This window comes from Pantoea sp. UBA4549, assembly GCF_002387285.1.
Taxonomy (GTDB): Bacteria; Pseudomonadota; Gammaproteobacteria; order Enterobacterales; family Enterobacteriaceae; genus Pantoea; species Pantoea borealis.
The window spans coordinates 1-14,879 of the sequence record NZ_DGLH01000007.1; the positions used below are offsets into that span (position 1 = coordinate 1).

A 14,879-nucleotide genomic window follows, 5' to 3' on the forward strand; every position below is an offset into this window, starting at 1 on the left:
CGGGGCAGAGGCAGCTGCCGCCGCTGACGGCGAACGGAACCGGTGCCTGTCCCGGGGCACAGGCTGCCACCGCCGCTGACGGCGAACTTACCGCCTCGCCTGCATCTCCGGCGCAAGCTGCTATGCTTGAAGATGGCAAAACATGGCTGAACCGGTTACGCCGCCTCTCTCTCCGCCACGCCATAATCAGAGAAAACGCATTTTAATCAGCGGGCGTCTGTAGCACTGTGTGGAACCACTATCCCCAGCAAAGGGCGCAGACAAGGCGACGGTTGCCCGGCATTCTTTTGCCCACAATATTGCTAATCAAGGAGTTAAGCGATGAACCAGCTAGACGCACTAAAACAGTTCACCACCGTGGTGGCAGACAGTGGCGATATCGAATCTATTCGTCATTACAACCCGGAAGATGCCACTACCAACCCTTCTCTGATCCTGAAAGCTGCCGGTCTTGACGCTTACAAACACCTGATTGATGACGCCATCGACTATGCGAAAAAGCAGGGTGGCAGCAAAGAGACGCAGATTATCAACGCCAGCGACAAAGTGGCGGTGAACCTCGGCATGGAAATCCTGAAAAGCGTGCCGGGCCGCGTTTCAACTGAAGTTGACGCCCGTCTCTCTTTCGATCGCGGTATGTGCGTAACCAAAGCAGAAAAGCTGGTACGCCTGTATGAAGAGCACGGTATCGACCGCTCGCGTATCCTCATCAAGCTGGCGTCGACCTGGGAAGGGATCAAGGCGGCTGAAGAGCTGGAAAAAAACGGCATTAAGTGCAACCTGACGCTGCTGTTCTCCTTTGCGCAGGCGCGCGCCTGCGCTGAAGCGGGCGTCTATCTGATCTCGCCTTTCGTGGGCCGTATTTACGACTGGTACAACACGCGTAAGCCTATGGACCCGTATGTTGTGGATGAAGATCCCGGCGTAAAATCTGTGCGTCGTATCTATGACTATTACAAAAAGCATCGCTACAGCACGGTGATCATGGGGGCGAGCTTCCGCAAAATTGAGCAGATTCTGGCACTGGCGGGCTGCGATCGTCTGACCCTCTCCCCTAACCTGCTGGAAGAGCTGGCGAACAGCGACGCGCCGGTTGAGCGCAAGCTGGAGCCTTCTACTGAAGGCTTCCATCAGCCAGCCTCGCTGTCAGAAGCGGAGTTCCGCTGGGAGCACAACCAGGATCCAATGGCGGTTGAAAAACTGTCTGAAGGTATCCGCCAGTTCGCCGTTGACCAGCAGAAACTGGAAGATGTGCTGGCCGCGCGCCTCTGATTGCACCACCGTTGAGTGCGGGTGAGCCGAAGCGAACCCGCTGATGCTTAATTATAAGGGAGAACCCTATGTCTTCACGCAGAGAGTTGGCTAACGCGATTCGCGCGTTGAGTATGGATGCGGTACAGAAAGCAAATTCCGGTCACCCTGGTATGCCAATGGGCATGGCCGATATCGCGGAAGTGTTATGGCGCGACTTCCTGAAACATAACCCCACCAACCCGGCGTGGGCCGATCGTGACCGCTTTATCCTGTCCAATGGTCACGGTTCAATGCTGCTCTATAGCCTGCTGCATCTCAGCGGTTACGATCTGCCAATGGAAGAACTGAAAAACTTCCGCCAGCTGCATTCAAAAACGCCGGGGCACCCGGAGATTGGCTATACGCCAGGTGTGGAAACCACCACCGGTCCGCTCGGCCAGGGTCTGGCGAATGCGGTGGGTCTGGCCATTGCTGAGCGTACGCTGGCAGCCCAGTTTAACCAGCCGGGACACGATATTATTGACCACTTCACCTACGTATTTATGGGTGATGGCTGCCTGATGGAAGGCATCTCGCATGAGGTCTGTTCGCTGGCGGGTACGCTGGGCCTCGGCAAACTGATTGGTTTCTACGATCACAACGGTATTTCTATCGACGGTGAAACAGAAGGCTGGTTTACCGACGATACGCATAAACGCTTTGAGTCTTATAACTGGCACGTGATCGGCAGCGCTGAAGGCATTGATGGTCACGATGCAGAAGCCGTGGCCGCCGCTATCCGGGAAGCGCAGAGCGTAACCGATAAGCCATCACTGATTATCTGCCGCACCACCATCGGCTTCGGTTCGCCAAATAAGGCGGGCAAAGAGGAGTCGCACGGTGCCGCGCTGGGTGATGAAGAGATTGCACTGACGCGTAAGCAGCTCGGCTGGAACTATGCGCCGTTTGAGATCCCGCAGGATATTTATCAGCAGTGGGATGCAAAAGAAGCAGGCTCCGCGCACGAAAAAGCCTGGGATGAAAAATTTGCTGCCTACCGGCAGGCGCATCCGCAGCTGGCGCAGGAGTTCAGCCGTCGTCTTAATGGCGAAATGCCGGATGAGTGGGAAAGCAAAACCGCTGACTTTATCCGCGATCTGCAGGCCAATCCGCAGAAAATCGCCAGCCGCAAAGCGTCACAGAACACGCTGGAAGCCTTTGGCAAAATGCTGCCGGAATTCCTTGGCGGGTCGGCTGACCTGGCGCCAAGTAACCTTACCATCTGGTCAGGTTCAAAATCGATCAAAGAAGATGCGGCCGGAAACTATATCCATTACGGCGTGCGTGAGTTTGGCATGACTGCCATTGCGAACGGCATCGCGCATCATGGCGGCTTTGTTCCTTACACTGCGACCTTCCTGATGTTTGTTGAATACGCGCGTAACGCCGCACGTATGGCAGCACTGATGAAAGCGCGCCAGATCATGGTCTATACCCACGACTCTATCGGTCTGGGCGAAGATGGCCCGACGCACCAGCCGGTAGAGCAGCTGGCCAGCCTGCGCCTGACGCCTAATTTCAGCACCTGGCGTCCGTGCGATCAGGTTGAGACCGCTGTGGCCTGGAAAGCAGCCATCGAGCGTCATCATGGCCCGACCGCGCTGATCCTTTCCCGTCAGAATCTGCTGCAGCCCGAGCGCAGCCAGACGCAGGTCGAAAACATTGCGCGCGGCGGCTATGTCCTGAAGGATTGCGACGGCACGCCGGATGTGATTCTGATCGCCACTGGCTCAGAAGTGGAGATCACCCTGGGGGCCGAAGCGAAACTCAGCGCAGATGGCCATAAGGTCCGGGTGGTTTCGCTGCCGAGCACCGATGTGTTCGACAAGCAGGACAGCGCGTACCGCGAATCCGTACTGCCCTCTACCGTGCGCGCCCGCGTCGCGGTTGAAGCAGGCATTGCTGACTACTGGTATAAGTATGTCGGCATTGACGGCAAAATTGTCGGCATGACCACCTTCGGTGAGTCTGCGCCAGCTGGCAAGCTGTTCCCGGCCTTTGGTTTTACCGTTGAAAACGTGGTAAGCCAGGCTGAGTCGCTGCTGAAACCTGCCTAAGCTCTGTGGCCCTCACCCGATAACGGTGAGGGCCGTTTTTTATCACGCTTTACAGAAAAAAATCGCGTCTCCCCCTTCCCGCTCTGCGCAAACTGATTACTATAGGTTTTCTTCCGATCCTGATAGCGGACGCATTCCCGTTGAAAAAACCGACTTCATTTTTACTGGCCCTGATGGTCTCCGTGCTGCCTGTCAGCGCTCTAGCGCAGGTCTCACCTGATCCCCTGCTGGCATCACAGATTGTTGATCGCTATGCCGAACATATTTTTTACGCCAGCGGCGCGACCGGTATGGCGCTGGTCGCGATTGACGGCAATCAGCGCGTCTTTACCAGCTTCGGTGAAACCCGGCCCGGCAATAATATCCGGCCGCAGCAGGATTCGCTTATTCGTATCGCATCGCTCAGCAAGCTGATGACCAGTGAAGTGATGGTGAAAATGGCCGAGCGCGGGCAAATTCGTCTGGACGATCCGCTCAGCCGCTATGCCCCGCCGGGTGCACGCGTTCCGGCCCATAACGGCCAGCCAATCCGTCTGATCAACCTCGCCACCCACACCGGCTCGCTGCCGCGCGAACAGCCCGGCGGTAAACCCCATCGTCCGGTGTTTGTCTGGCCGACTAAAAGCGATCGCTGGCAGTGGCTGGGCAATGCCACGCTGAAGGCTGCGCCTGGCACTCAGGCGGCCTACTCCAACCTTGGGTTTGATCTGCTGGCTGACGCGCTGGCGAAAGCGGGCGGCACGCCCTATCCGGCGCTGCTGCAGCGTCTGGTCACGCGCCCGCTGGGCATGAAGGACACTACTTTTACGCCCTCACCGGACCAGTGCCAGCGCCTGATGGTGCCGGAAAAAGGTGCCAGCCCCTGTAATAATACGCTGGCGGCGATCGGCAGCGGCGGCGTCTACTCCACCCCAGATGATATGGCGCGCTGGATGCAGCAGTTCCTCGACTCGGCGGTGAGCCATCGCACGCCGCAAATCGATCGCCTGCAGACCCTGATCTACCGGCGCGATCAGCTCACCAAAGTTGAAGGGATGGATGTACCCGGACGTGCCGATGCGCTGGGGATGGGCTGGGTCTATATGGCGCCCAAAGCGGGCCGGCCCGGTATTATTCAGAAAACCGGCGGCGCCGGCGGGTTCATTACTTATATGGCGATGATCCCGCAGCATAATCTTGGCGTGTTTGTGGCTGTCACCCGCTCACCACTCAGCCGCTTTACGCCCATGAGCGATGGCGTAAACAACCTGCTGACGGAGCTGGCGGGCAATAAGACTGGCTCACCAATGATGATCGGTGCGATCCCCTGAACCCCGGATAATCGCTCAGCGCGCCGGCTGGCTGACCCATAGTGTGGGCCAGTCGTCGCTGCTGTGCCAGGCGTCGCAAATCTGCTCTTCTGCATATTCCGCCAGAACAAACGCGCTGCCATCAAACTGCCAGCGTGTTGCCGTGCCGCAGTCGCCCAGTCCGCGATTTTTACTGAAGGTATAAAGCAGGCCATTACTGGCATCAAACTCTGCGTTCACCAGCTCCAGCTGCGTATCACTGCGCGACGGGGGCGTAAAAGGCAGCGTCAGCGTCAGCCCGCGTGATACATAGGGCTGGCTGCGTGTTACTTCAAACGCCAGATCGATGACGTTGTAGGCACCGGTTTCACAGCTGACCAGCAGCAGCGCTTTGCTGTCGGTCAGCGGCGCGACGCTGACCTCCCGCCGGAGCGGATCCAGCGAGCAGTTATCGGTGGTGATGCGCCAGGTGCCATAGTCAATCAGTCCGCTGGTCTCCTCCTGCGTCAGCGGCGCAGGCGGCGAGGCTAATGATGGCAGCGACGGCAGCGACGGCGGGGGCGGGACATCCCACTGCACCCTGTCGCCACGCCTGACCCATGCGCTGGCCCCGTTTACGCGCCCCTGCACGTCATCCATCAGCAGCAGCGCGGCCTTCAGACCGCGCAGCGGTACCACCGCCTTAGCCTGGTACGTCAGCTGAAGCGTGCTCGCTTCCAGCGTCTGACCCAGGAACTCATCAATCGCGATGGCGTTGCTGGTGGCAAGATGATGCGGCTCAACTGTCCAGTGTTTAAGGTCGGGCTTCAGGCGACGCTGATCCAGCAGCAGATTATCTTTCAGCGGCCCGCCCGGAAGCGTGCCGGTATAGGCACTGCCGTAATCGATACGCAGCAGCGGGCGATCGTCAACGCCGGCGTGACGCGACAGCGTCATCACCAGCCCATTATCCCCGGGAAAGCTGCGCGCCACGCAAAAAGCCGCATTATTACAGGTGAGCTGCCAGTCAGAAAAAGACTTCTGCAGAGGTTCAGCCTGCACGCTGACACTGGCCGCCAGAGCGCTCAAAAGCAGTGACTTCATCCAATACGACATTAACAACCCGGTCCCCGAATTCCTGGAAAGAAAATCATAGCGCACTGCGTGCGTTATCAGCAGGCTGGAAGTGTGAAGTGGCCTGAAAGCAGAATTAACTGCTTATTAAGTCAGCGATTCATCATCGTACGGACAGGTTGTGCGCTGCAGTCCCATCATCCACTGCGCTTTACAACGGCTCAATCAGATTCCTCGGACTATCAGGGCGCAATCTGAAACAGTCATTACCACACAAACGGTCATAAACAGTCATGCTATGGTAGCTATGGATTAATGAGCTGGTGATCGGATCTGTTTTAACTGTACCGCTTCAGGGGGTAATTATGTGAATCAGATCAACTTTAAATGCAATTAACTATCGTTTATTACATAAATTATTGAAGTTATATCACTCAATAACGGGCCTCTTTTTTTACCACCGTGGACTCCTGCCCAGTCCACATTTTCCCGTGCCCGCTTCCAGTAATTTATAGCCATCGGAGGATAAGTATGTTGCCGATTGAGAGACAGCAAAAAATTATTAATGAACTTAATATAAATGGCCGCGTAATTGTCTCAGAGCTGGTCACGCTTTGTCAGGTTTCACAGGAAACCATACGGCGTGATTTAAGCCAGCTGGAAAAAAGTGGATTATTACAACGCAGTCATGGTGGTGCTGTTCCGGTAAAAAGACAGAGTGCCAGCATTCAGGGAAATAACAGATCGTCCAGAGAAAATGAATTATCTTTTCGGCAGCGTATTAACGAGCATGTCGATGCAAAAATGAGTATTGCCAAGCGCGCGCTCGATTTTATTACTCCGGGTGACTGTATTTTGCTCGATAGCAGTACCACTTGCTGGTATCTGGCGCGACAGCTGCCCGATATTGAGTTAACCGTGCTAACCAATTCGCTACGCATCGTGCAGACGCTGGCGGCGCGCGGCAGCATTCGTACTATCTGCCTCGGCGGTGAATATTCTGACCGCGATGAAGATTTTCACGGCGTAGTGGCTGAGCAGCCGCTGCGTGAATTTCAGATTAACAAGATATTTTTTTCCTGTAGCAGTTTAGGTAATGACGGTTATTTACGCGAAGGCAATGAGAATAACGCGCATTTAAAACAACAAATGTTACTGGCCGCTGAAAGAAAACATCTTCTGCTGGATGGCAGTAAATTTATGCGGCCCTCTTTTGCCCGTGTTTGTCACTACCGTGATGTCGATTTTCTGATCACTGACCAATTAAAAGATAAAGAGCTGGAACAGGAACTGGCGTGGAATGGCGTTAACGTCATTGTCTGTTCTCAGCGTCATCAGTCCATGCAGCTAATTAAAAATTAACCAGGAGTCTGTATGAAAAAACATCTTATTGCCTGTTCTTTGCTTGCCCTGTTTGCCGCCACCGGTACGCAGGCCGCTGATAAATTACGCATGGGTATCGTCGTTAAAATTGGTGGTATTCCCTGGTTTAACGCCATGGAAGCGGGCATTAAAAGTGAGGCGGCGAAGCGCGGCATCGATGCATGGATGGTCGGCCCTACCGCAGCCGATCCGGCGCTGCAGGTGCGCGCTATTGAAGATTTGATTGCGCAGAAAGTCGACATCATCGGCGTGGTGCCCAACGATCCGAAAGTGCTGGAGCCGGTGCTGAAACGGGCGCGGGATGCCGGCATCGAAGTCATTACCCATGAGTCGCCCGGTCAGCAGGGGGCCAACTGGGATTTTGAACTGGTTGACGCCGCCACCCACGGTATCAATCACATGAAAGCGCTGGCGAAGTGCATGCACGACGAGGGCAAATATGCCATGTACGTGGGCAGCCTGACCGTACCGCTGCATCAGCAGTGGACCGACGCCGCGCTCAATTATCAGAAAGAGCACTACCCCAGGATGCAGCTGGTCACCGACAAATTTGGCGTCGGCGAATCGCTGGATGACTCCATCCGTACCACCAATGAGCTGATGTCTAAATATCCCGATCTGAAAGGCATTATGGCGTTTGGTTCACAGGGGCCGATTGGTGCCGGACGCGCCGTAATGAACCGTAAAAAAATCGATCAGGTCTGCGTTATTGGCTCCTTCAGTCCGGGCCAGGGTGCCTCACTGGTACAGCGTAACGCCATTAAAGGCGGCTACATCTGGAATCCGGAGACCGCAGGTGAAGTCTTTGTCCGTATCGCTGACATGATGCAGAAGAAAGAGCCAATCACCGACGGTATGACGATTGAAGGACTGGGCAAAGTCAAAGTAGATGAAGCGACCCATACCATTCTCGGTAACAACACCGAGAGTCTGGATAAAGAAAACCTGCCAAAACTGGTAAAAATGGGGCTCTGATATGCAAGAGGTCATTCCACAGACGCTAATTGCGCTCGAGAATTTGTCGAAAACATTTGGTGGCAACCGCGCGCTGAGCGATATCTCCCTGACCTTACTGGCAGGTGAAGTGCACTGTCTCGCTGGCACCAACGGCTGTGGCAAGAGCACCCTGATCAAAGTTATCTCCGGGGTGCACGCCCCGGACAGCGGCAGCCGCATTACGCTGGGCGATGGCCCGGCACTGCCGCGACTGACCACACAACAGGCGCGTGACTTCGGTATTCAGGTGATCTATCAGGATCTGTCGCTGTTTCCGAATCTGAGCGTGGCAGAGAACATTGCGTTTGAGCATAACCTCAATGGTCTGCTGCGCTGGCACCGCAGCGCGCGCCTGCGTGAAAGCGCGCGCGGCATCATAACCGAGCTGAATTTTGACCTCGATCTGGACGCGAAAGTGGCGACGCTCTCGATTGCTCAGCGCCAGCAGGTTGCGATCTGCCGCGCGCTGGTCGCCGATGCGCGCCTGGTGATCATGGATGAGCCAACCGCCTCGCTGACCCGCACCGAGGTTAATCAGCTGCTGCGCACCGTGCGCTATCTGAAAGATAAAAATATCTGCGTGGTCTTTGTCAGCCACCGGCTTGATGAGGTGCTGGAGATCTCCGACCGCGTTACGGTGATCCGCGACGGCCGTAAAATGGGCTGCTGGCCCGCCCGGGAGATGACACCGCATCACCTTACCGAGCTGATGACCGGCCTGAAGCTCGACTATCAGCTGAAATCGCCGACGCGTAACAGCGAGCGCGTGATTCTGGAGATAGACGATCTGACCCGTGCCGGTCAGTACCATGATGTCAGTTTCAAACTTTACGAGGGTGAAGTGCTGGGGCTGTGCGGTCTGCTCGGATCCGGACGCACCGAGCTGGCGCTGTCGCTGTTTGGCATGACGCGTCCCGACAGCGGCAAAATCTGGCTCGACAGCAAACCGGTCCGCTTTCGCGGCCATGAAGATGCGATTAAGGCCGGTATCGGCTATGTGTCGGAGGATCGCCTGACGTTAGGTCTGGTGCAGCAGCAGTCAGTGGCTGACAATATGGTGCTGCCGATCCTCGACAAGCTGCAGAACCGTTTTCACCTGATCGATGAATACCGCAAAAACAAGCTGATCCTGCAGTGGATCCAGCAGCTCGGCGTGCGCGTCGCTGACCCGAATCTCGCCATCTCCACCCTCTCCGGCGGCAATCAGCAAAAAATTGTGCTGGCAAAGTGGGTTCTGACGCAGCCGCGCATCCTGATCCTTGACTCGCCAACCGTTGGCGTAGACGTCGGTGCCAAAGCCAGCATCTATCAGCTGATTCATGAGCTGGCGAAAGAGGGACTGTCGATCATCCTGATCTCCGATGAGGTGCCGGAGGTCTGGTACAACTGCGACCGTATCCTGCATTTCCGCGATGGCACCATTCATGCCGAATATCAACCCGATAGCGTCGAGCAGCAGCAGCTGGCGGAGGTGATCAATGCCTGATTTTTCCCGTTTACGTCCGCACTCCAGCCAGGGCTGGCTCGCCTGGGTGCTGCTGGCGTTCATTCTGTTTTTCTCTGTGACCAGCGATCAGTTTCTTACCGTACAGAACCTGCTGGATCTGGCCGAGAGCTACGCGGTAACCGGCATTTTTGCGCTGGGCCTCTTTGTGGTGCTGGTGACCGGCGGGATCGACATCTCTTTTGCCGCCGTTGCCTCAGTGGTGCAGTACCTGCTCGCGTCACTGTTTGTGCAGTTTCAGTTTGATAACGCGCTGCTCAGCATTGTGCTGGCGGTCATGTGCGGCACGCTGTTTGGCGTGATCAATGCGCTGCTGATCACCACGCTGCGGGTGGTCTCCATCATCATCACTATCAGCATGCAGTCGCTGCTGTTCGGCCTGCTGATGTGGGTAACCGGCGGCCGCAGCCTTTACTCGCTGCCGGAGTGGTGGATCACCCTGCGTAACGTGCTGCCGTTCAGCTGGCAGGGCGAGAGCTTTCAGGTCGGCTTACCGCTCGCCACCATGCTGATTATTGCCGCGGCGACCGCACTGCTGCTGAACAAAACCAACCTCGGACGCCAGCTTTATGCAGTAGGTGGCGACGCAGAGTCTGCGCGACGTATCGGGATCCGCGTTGGTCTGATCCACGTTTTCGCCTACGGCTGGCTGGGCGCAATGGCGGCGATTGGCGGACTGGTGCAGGTCTATCGCATGGGAGAGGTCGTGCCTAATGCGCTGGTTGGCGGCGAGCTTGATGTGCTGGCAGCAACGGTGCTGGGCGGCGCCAGTCTGATGGGCGGTAAAGGCACGGTCAGCGGCACGCTGATGGGGGTCTTCCTGATCGCCATCCTGAAAAACGGTCTTAACCTGGTGGGCGTGTCGAACTACTTCATGAATATCGTGGTCGGCGGCGTCATCATGATTGCGATCGCCGTAACGCACTACAAAAAACGCAAAGAAACTGATGTCAGTTTCGTGTGACTGAGGGCATTGATGATGAAATCACTGACTGCACTGCGCCCTGACGGCACCAACCTTGGTCTGATGCTGCTTATCGCGCTGGCGCTGGCAACCTTTACCCTGATGCTGCCGGGCCGCTTCCTGACCGACTCAACCTTTATGAGCATGGCGTTTCAGCTGCCGGAGCTGGGGTTGCTCACGCTGGCAATGTTTATTGCCATTCTCAGCGGCGGCCTGAATCTCGCCATTATCGCGACTGCTAACCTGACCGCACTGTTTATCGCCTGGACGCTGATGAGCGCCCTGCCCGCCGGTGCCGGGATGGCGCTGCAGCTGCTGTGGCTGTTTATCGCCATTATCGGCGCCATGCTGATTGCCGCCGCGATTGGCGTCATCACCGGACTGATGGTGACACGTATCGGAGCGCATCCGATTCTGGTGACGCTGGCAACGATGATGACGCTGAACGGGATCGGTATCTGGCTGACCAAAGGCGCAGCCGTCAGCGGCATGCCGCCGGTGGTGCAGGCGCTGGGCGCCGATACGCTGCTCGGGATGCCGCTGCCGCTCTGGGTCTTTCTGATTGCCGCTGCGCTGCTGGCGCTGTTCCTCGGTAAAACCCGCGCCGGTAAATGTATTTACATGGGCGGCAGCAACATTAACGCGACCTGGTTCAGCGGCATCAACACCCATCGCATGGTGATGCTGGTTTACGTCATCTCCAGCCTGCTCTGCGTACTGGCGGGCCTGATCATGATGGCGCGCTTTAACTCAGCGCGTATGGGCTACGGCGACGCATACCTGCTGCTGACGGTGCTGGCGATTATCCTCGGCGGCACCGATCCCAACGGCGGTTTTGGCCGCGTCACCGGCGTCGTGCTGGCGCTGATTGCGCTGCAGGTGCTCTCCACCGGCTTCAACCTGATGAATATCAGCCAGCACGTCAGTCTGGCGATGTGGGGGGCAGTGCTGATTGTGGTACTCGCCTTTAAACAATTTAAAACCCGGTTCAATGAACACCGTGCGGTAAAGCTCAGCAAGCTGGCCGCGGTGCTTAATCCTCTGACTGAAAAGAAGGAAGTATGATGCGTATTCAAATCTCCCCGTCACTGATGTGTATGAACCTGATGGAGATCAAGCACCAGCTGCAGGTTCTCGATTCGCGCGCTGACTTTCTTCACGTGGATATTATGGATGGTCACTACGTCAAAAACATCACGCTCTCCCCTTTCTTCATTGAGCAGATCCGGCCCTATACCCGCGTCGCCATTGATGTACATCTGATGGTGGAAGAGCCGACCGATTTTATCGAAGCGGTCGCCAGAGCGGGTGCTGACTATATCTGCCCGCACGCAGAAACCATTAATCGCGATGCCTTCCGCGTAATAAATCTGATCCGCAGCTTTGGAAAAAAAGTCGGGGTGGTACTTAACCCCGCCACGCCGGTCTCCTTTATCCAGCACTATATCCACCTGCTGGATAAAATCACCGTGATGACGGTGGATCCTGGCTACGCCGGTCAGCCTTTTATTCCGGAGATGGTGGAGAAAGTGCGCGAGCTGAAAACGCTTAAGCAGCAGCACGGTTATCACTATCTGGTTGAGATTGACGGCTCCTGCAACACCCGCACCTATAACCAGCTGATTGGGGCGGGTGCAGAAGTGCTGATTGTCGGCACCTCCGGCCTGTTTAACATTCATGATGATTTAGCGACCGCCTGGGAAATGATGCGCGACAGCATTGATGAAGCCCAGGGGCTGACGCAGGTGTCCGCATGAAACCACGCTGGCTCGGGATCGATATCGGCGGCACCGGTACCCGGCTGCAGCTGATGGAAGAGGGTGGCGTCTGGAGCAGCTTTCGCAAAGTCGCTACCGCCAGCTGGGCGCAGCAGCCCGACGCGCTGCTGGCGCTCGCTCAGCTCATCCGCGACACGCTGGAACAGCAGCCGGTAAGCGGCATTATGCTGGGTCTGCCGGGCATTCTCAGTCGCGACCGGCAGCAGGTCATTTCGCTGCCCTTTATTCAGGCCCTGGATGGCCAGCCGGTCGCGGCGCGCCTCACTGCGCTGCTCGGCGTACCGGTGGCGATGGACAAAGATGTAAACCATCTGATGCTGTGGGATCTGCTGCAGCTGGAGCAGCTGCCGGACAACGCCGTGGGTCTCTATCCCGGCACCGGTATGGGCAACAGCCTGTGGCTGAACGGTGGCTTTTATCACGGCGAGCATGGCGGTGCCGGCGAGCTGGGGCATATTCCGGTCGCGGGCAACACCCTGCCCTGCCCGTGCGGTAACCACGGCTGTGCGGAAACGCTGACGTCGGGCCACTGGCTGAGCCGCTGGGCCGCACAGAATGCCGCCGGTACGCCGATCTCCGCCCTGTTTACCCGCCACGGCGAACAGCCGGAACTGCAGGCGTTTGTCCGGCGGCTGGCCGAACTCATCGCAACCGAAATGAATATTCTCGATCCGGAGTACCTGATCCTCGGTGGCGGTGTACTGGCGATGGCTGATTTTCCGCTGGCGCAGCTGCGCAGCCAGATCCAGCAGCATCTGCGGCCGCCGGTGACCCGTGAACACCTGAAGATTATTTTCAGTCACTCAACCGACTACACGGGCTGTCGCGGTGCCTGTCTGGCCGCAGAACGCCTGTTCAGGAGCGTAAGATGAAAGGAAAGGTGTGTGTTTTTGGCTCCTTTAATCTCGACATCGTGGCGGTGATGCGCCGCTTTCCGCTGCCGGGTGAATCGCTGACCGCGCATCACAGCATGATGGGCGCAGGCGGCAAAGGTGCGAATCAGGCCACGGCGGCGCTGCGCGCGGGTGCGCGGGTGCACTATATCGGCAAAGTAGGCAATGACGATTTTGGCCTGTTTGCGCGCCGGCATCTGGAAAAAACCGGGTTTGATGCCATTACGCTGTTTACCTGTAAAGAGAAGCCGACCGGCAATGCGCTGATCTATGTCGCGGGCGATGACGCAGAGAATATGATTTCAGTCTATCCCGGTGCCAATACCACCGTGACCGCAGCCGAGGTGACGCGCTGCCAGCCTACGGTCGCCGCAGCCGACATTCTGCTGGTGCAGCTGGAGAATAATCTCAGCGCTATCCAGCGCATGATCGATAACGCCCGCGCCAGCGGCACCTTTGTCATCCTTAACCCGGCACCGTGGCAGAAGATTGGCGATGCGCTGCTGGCAAAGGTTGATCTGCTGACGCCGAACAGTACCGAAGCAACGCAGCTCAGCGGCGTAACGGTAACCGATTTCGCCAGCGCGCGTCGTGCCGCCGGGGTGCTGCATCGCAAGGGCGCGCGCCAGGTGATCATTACGCTGGGCATGGCCGGTGCCCTGCTCTCAACGCCCGACCGGCAGCTGCGTATTCCGCTCTTTCCGGCCCAGCCGCGCGATACCACCGGCGCGGGTGACGCGTTCAACGGTGCGCTGGCCGCGCGCCTCGCCTCCGGCGACGATTTGCCGCAGGCAGCGCGGTTTGCCGCAGCGTTTGCTTCGCTTTGCGTCGAACGCGCCGGCGCAGCCGACTCCATGCCCTCATATGCAGAGGCGCTGGCGCGACTGCAGGCGCATCCGGAGTGCGTGGTCGGAGAGATAGAGGACGCGGTGGCGTAACTGAGTGGCTGAGGTCCGCCACCCGGGGTGCATCGCTGCGCCCCGGTTACGCCTTCAGCCATCCGGCTATCTGCGCATGCTGCAGCAGCATAATGGTTTTACCGTCACAAATGCGCCCCGCTTTTACCATTGCCAGCGCCTCCGGGAACGGCAGCTCCAGTACGGTGATCGCTTCATCTTCAACGCCACCGCCGCTGTTCGCGCGCGTCGCCTCACTATATTCTGCGGCAAAGAAGTGGATCAGTTCCGTGACGCCGCCCGGTGACATATAGGCGGCGAAGAGTTTCTCTACCTTTCCCGCCTGATAGCCCGTCTCCTCAATCGCCTCTTTGCGGATGCAATCTTCCGGCGTGTCATCGTCGAGCAGTCCGGCGCAGGCTTCAATCAGCTCACCGCTTTCGTTGCCGTTAACATAAGTGGCAATGCGAAACTGACGGGTCAGCACCACGCTGTTTTTTTCACGATTGTAGAGCAGAATCGTTGCGCCGTTACCGCGATCGTAGACCTCACGTTTGTGCCGTACCACTTCGCCATTGCTGCGGGTCAGTTCGTAGGTGTAATTGCGCAGCACAAACCAGTTTTCAGACAGGATTTTATTTTTAATGATGTTGATGGTGAATGCCATGAGCGCTCCGCTGCTTTGCTGAGAGAAGCTGAAATGATAGGCGGCAGCGGCGGGGAAAACTATCTGAATTCCCTGTGCGGCGACAGGTATAACAGATAAAAAAACG

14 protein-coding genes are annotated in these 14,879 nt (G+C 57.1%); 12 read left to right on the top strand and 2 right to left on the bottom strand.

Going from position 1 to position 14,879, the window contains the following annotated elements; translation table 11 throughout:
* The 4 genes from B3041_RS04980 to ampH form a co-directional block, all read left to right on the top strand.
* On the top strand, positions 1-206 hold a 206-nt coding region (locus tag B3041_RS04980; RefSeq protein WP_292969855.1), incomplete at its 5' end, for a hypothetical protein.
* A gap of 115 nt (positions 207-321) precedes the next feature.
* Entirely contained in the window at positions 322-1,272 is a 951-nt protein-coding gene (gene tal, locus B3041_RS04985) for a transaldolase (protein WP_065648737.1), read from the top strand.
* A 68-nt stretch (positions 1,273-1,340) separates the two neighbouring features.
* A complete protein-coding gene (gene tkt / locus B3041_RS04990; RefSeq protein WP_065648736.1) occupies positions 1,341-3,350 on the top strand; it encodes a transketolase in 2,010 nt (669 codons plus the stop codon).
* A 140-nt stretch (positions 3,351-3,490) separates the two neighbouring features.
* A complete protein-coding gene (gene ampH / locus B3041_RS04995; protein ID WP_065648735.1) occupies positions 3,491-4,660 on the top strand; it encodes a D-alanyl-D-alanine-carboxypeptidase/endopeptidase AmpH in 1,170 nt (389 codons plus the stop codon).
* 15 nt (positions 4,661-4,675) lie between these two features.
* Here the strand turns inward: ampH and B3041_RS05000 are convergent, their stop codons facing one another.
* Positions 4,676-5,734, bottom strand: coding sequence for a DUF1176 domain-containing protein (locus B3041_RS05000; RefSeq protein ID WP_065648734.1), 1,059 nt, complete (start codon positions 5,732-5,734; stop codon positions 4,676-4,678).
* 489 nt (positions 5,735-6,223) lie between these two features.
* Here B3041_RS05000 and B3041_RS05005 point away from each other — a divergent pair, with 489 nt between their 5' ends.
* Genes B3041_RS05005 through B3041_RS05040 form a run of 8 tightly spaced genes read left to right on the top strand, consistent with a single transcriptional unit; the run spans position 6,224 to position 14,148 of the window.
* Positions 6,224-7,054 carry a DeoR/GlpR family DNA-binding transcription regulator gene (locus tag B3041_RS05005; protein ID WP_065648733.1) on the top strand — a complete coding sequence of 277 codons (831 nt, stop codon included), beginning with the start codon at positions 6,224-6,226 and terminating at the stop codon, positions 7,052-7,054.
* Between the two features lie 12 nt (positions 7,055-7,066).
* Entirely contained in the window at positions 7,067-8,050 is a 984-nt protein-coding gene (locus B3041_RS05010; RefSeq protein WP_292969859.1) for a substrate-binding domain-containing protein, read from the top strand.
* Between the two features lies 1 nt (position 8,051).
* Entirely contained in the window at positions 8,052-9,557 is a 1,506-nt protein-coding gene (locus tag B3041_RS05015) for a sugar ABC transporter ATP-binding protein (protein WP_065648731.1), read from the top strand.
* The gene (locus tag B3041_RS05020; protein WP_065648730.1) at positions 9,550-10,539 is read left to right on the top strand and encodes an ABC transporter permease; all 990 of its coding nucleotides are present in this window, start codon (positions 9,550-9,552) and stop codon (positions 10,537-10,539) included. Before B3041_RS05015 ends, B3041_RS05020 begins: the two co-directional genes overlap by 8 nt.
* A 15-nt stretch (positions 10,540-10,554) precedes the next feature.
* Positions 10,555-11,604, top strand: coding sequence for an ABC transporter permease (locus B3041_RS05025; protein ID WP_065650432.1), 1,050 nt, complete (start codon positions 10,555-10,557; stop codon positions 11,602-11,604).
* Entirely contained in the window at positions 11,604-12,296 is a 693-nt protein-coding gene (gene alsE / locus B3041_RS05030; RefSeq protein WP_065648729.1) for a D-allulose 6-phosphate 3-epimerase, read from the top strand. The genes B3041_RS05025 and alsE overlap by 1 nt, the downstream gene beginning before the upstream one ends.
* Entirely contained in the window at positions 12,293-13,189 is an 897-nt protein-coding gene (gene alsK / locus B3041_RS05035; protein ID WP_292969862.1) for an allose kinase, read from the top strand. Before alsE ends, alsK begins: the two co-directional genes overlap by 4 nt.
* Entirely contained in the window at positions 13,186-14,148 is a 963-nt protein-coding gene (locus tag B3041_RS05040) for a ribokinase (RefSeq protein ID WP_065648727.1), read from the top strand. Before alsK ends, B3041_RS05040 begins: the two co-directional genes overlap by 4 nt.
* A gap of 46 nt (positions 14,149-14,194) precedes the next feature.
* Here the strand turns inward: B3041_RS05040 and nudK are convergent, their stop codons facing one another.
* On the bottom strand, positions 14,195-14,773 hold the full coding sequence (gene nudK / locus B3041_RS05045) for a GDP-mannose pyrophosphatase NudK (RefSeq protein ID WP_065648726.1): 579 nt from the start codon (positions 14,771-14,773) through the stop codon (positions 14,195-14,197).
* Between the last annotated feature and the right edge of the window lie 106 nt (positions 14,774-14,879).

Excerpts from the sequence above, each read along its gene's own strand:
- B3041_RS05005 (WP_065648733.1), top strand. The coding sequence starts at position 6,224 with ATGTTGCCGATTGAGAGACAGCAAAAAATTATTAATGAACTTAATATA.
- B3041_RS05020 (WP_065648730.1), top strand. The coding sequence starts at position 9,550 with ATGCCTGATTTTTCCCGTTTACGTCCGCACTCCAGCCAGGGCTGGCTC.
- B3041_RS05000 (WP_065648734.1), bottom strand. The coding sequence starts at position 5,734 with ATGTCGTATTGGATGAAGTCACTGCTTTTGAGCGCTCTGGCGGCCAGT.
- B3041_RS05010 (WP_292969859.1), top strand. The coding sequence starts at position 7,067 with ATGAAAAAACATCTTATTGCCTGTTCTTTGCTTGCCCTGTTTGCCGCC.
- B3041_RS05025 (WP_065650432.1), top strand. The coding sequence starts at position 10,555 with ATGAAATCACTGACTGCACTGCGCCCTGACGGCACCAACCTTGGTCTG.
- nudK (WP_065648726.1), bottom strand. The coding sequence starts at position 14,773 with ATGGCATTCACCATCAACATCATTAAAAATAAAATCCTGTCTGAAAAC.
- alsE (WP_065648729.1), top strand. The coding sequence starts at position 11,604 with ATGCGTATTCAAATCTCCCCGTCACTGATGTGTATGAACCTGATGGAG.
- B3041_RS05040 (WP_065648727.1), top strand. The coding sequence starts at position 13,186 with ATGAAAGGAAAGGTGTGTGTTTTTGGCTCCTTTAATCTCGACATCGTG.
- tkt (WP_065648736.1), top strand. The coding sequence starts at position 1,341 with ATGTCTTCACGCAGAGAGTTGGCTAACGCGATTCGCGCGTTGAGTATG.
- B3041_RS05015 (WP_065648731.1), top strand. The coding sequence starts at position 8,052 with ATGCAAGAGGTCATTCCACAGACGCTAATTGCGCTCGAGAATTTGTCG.
- tal (WP_065648737.1), top strand. The coding sequence starts at position 322 with ATGAACCAGCTAGACGCACTAAAACAGTTCACCACCGTGGTGGCAGAC.
- alsK (WP_292969862.1), top strand. The coding sequence starts at position 12,293 with ATGAAACCACGCTGGCTCGGGATCGATATCGGCGGCACCGGTACCCGG.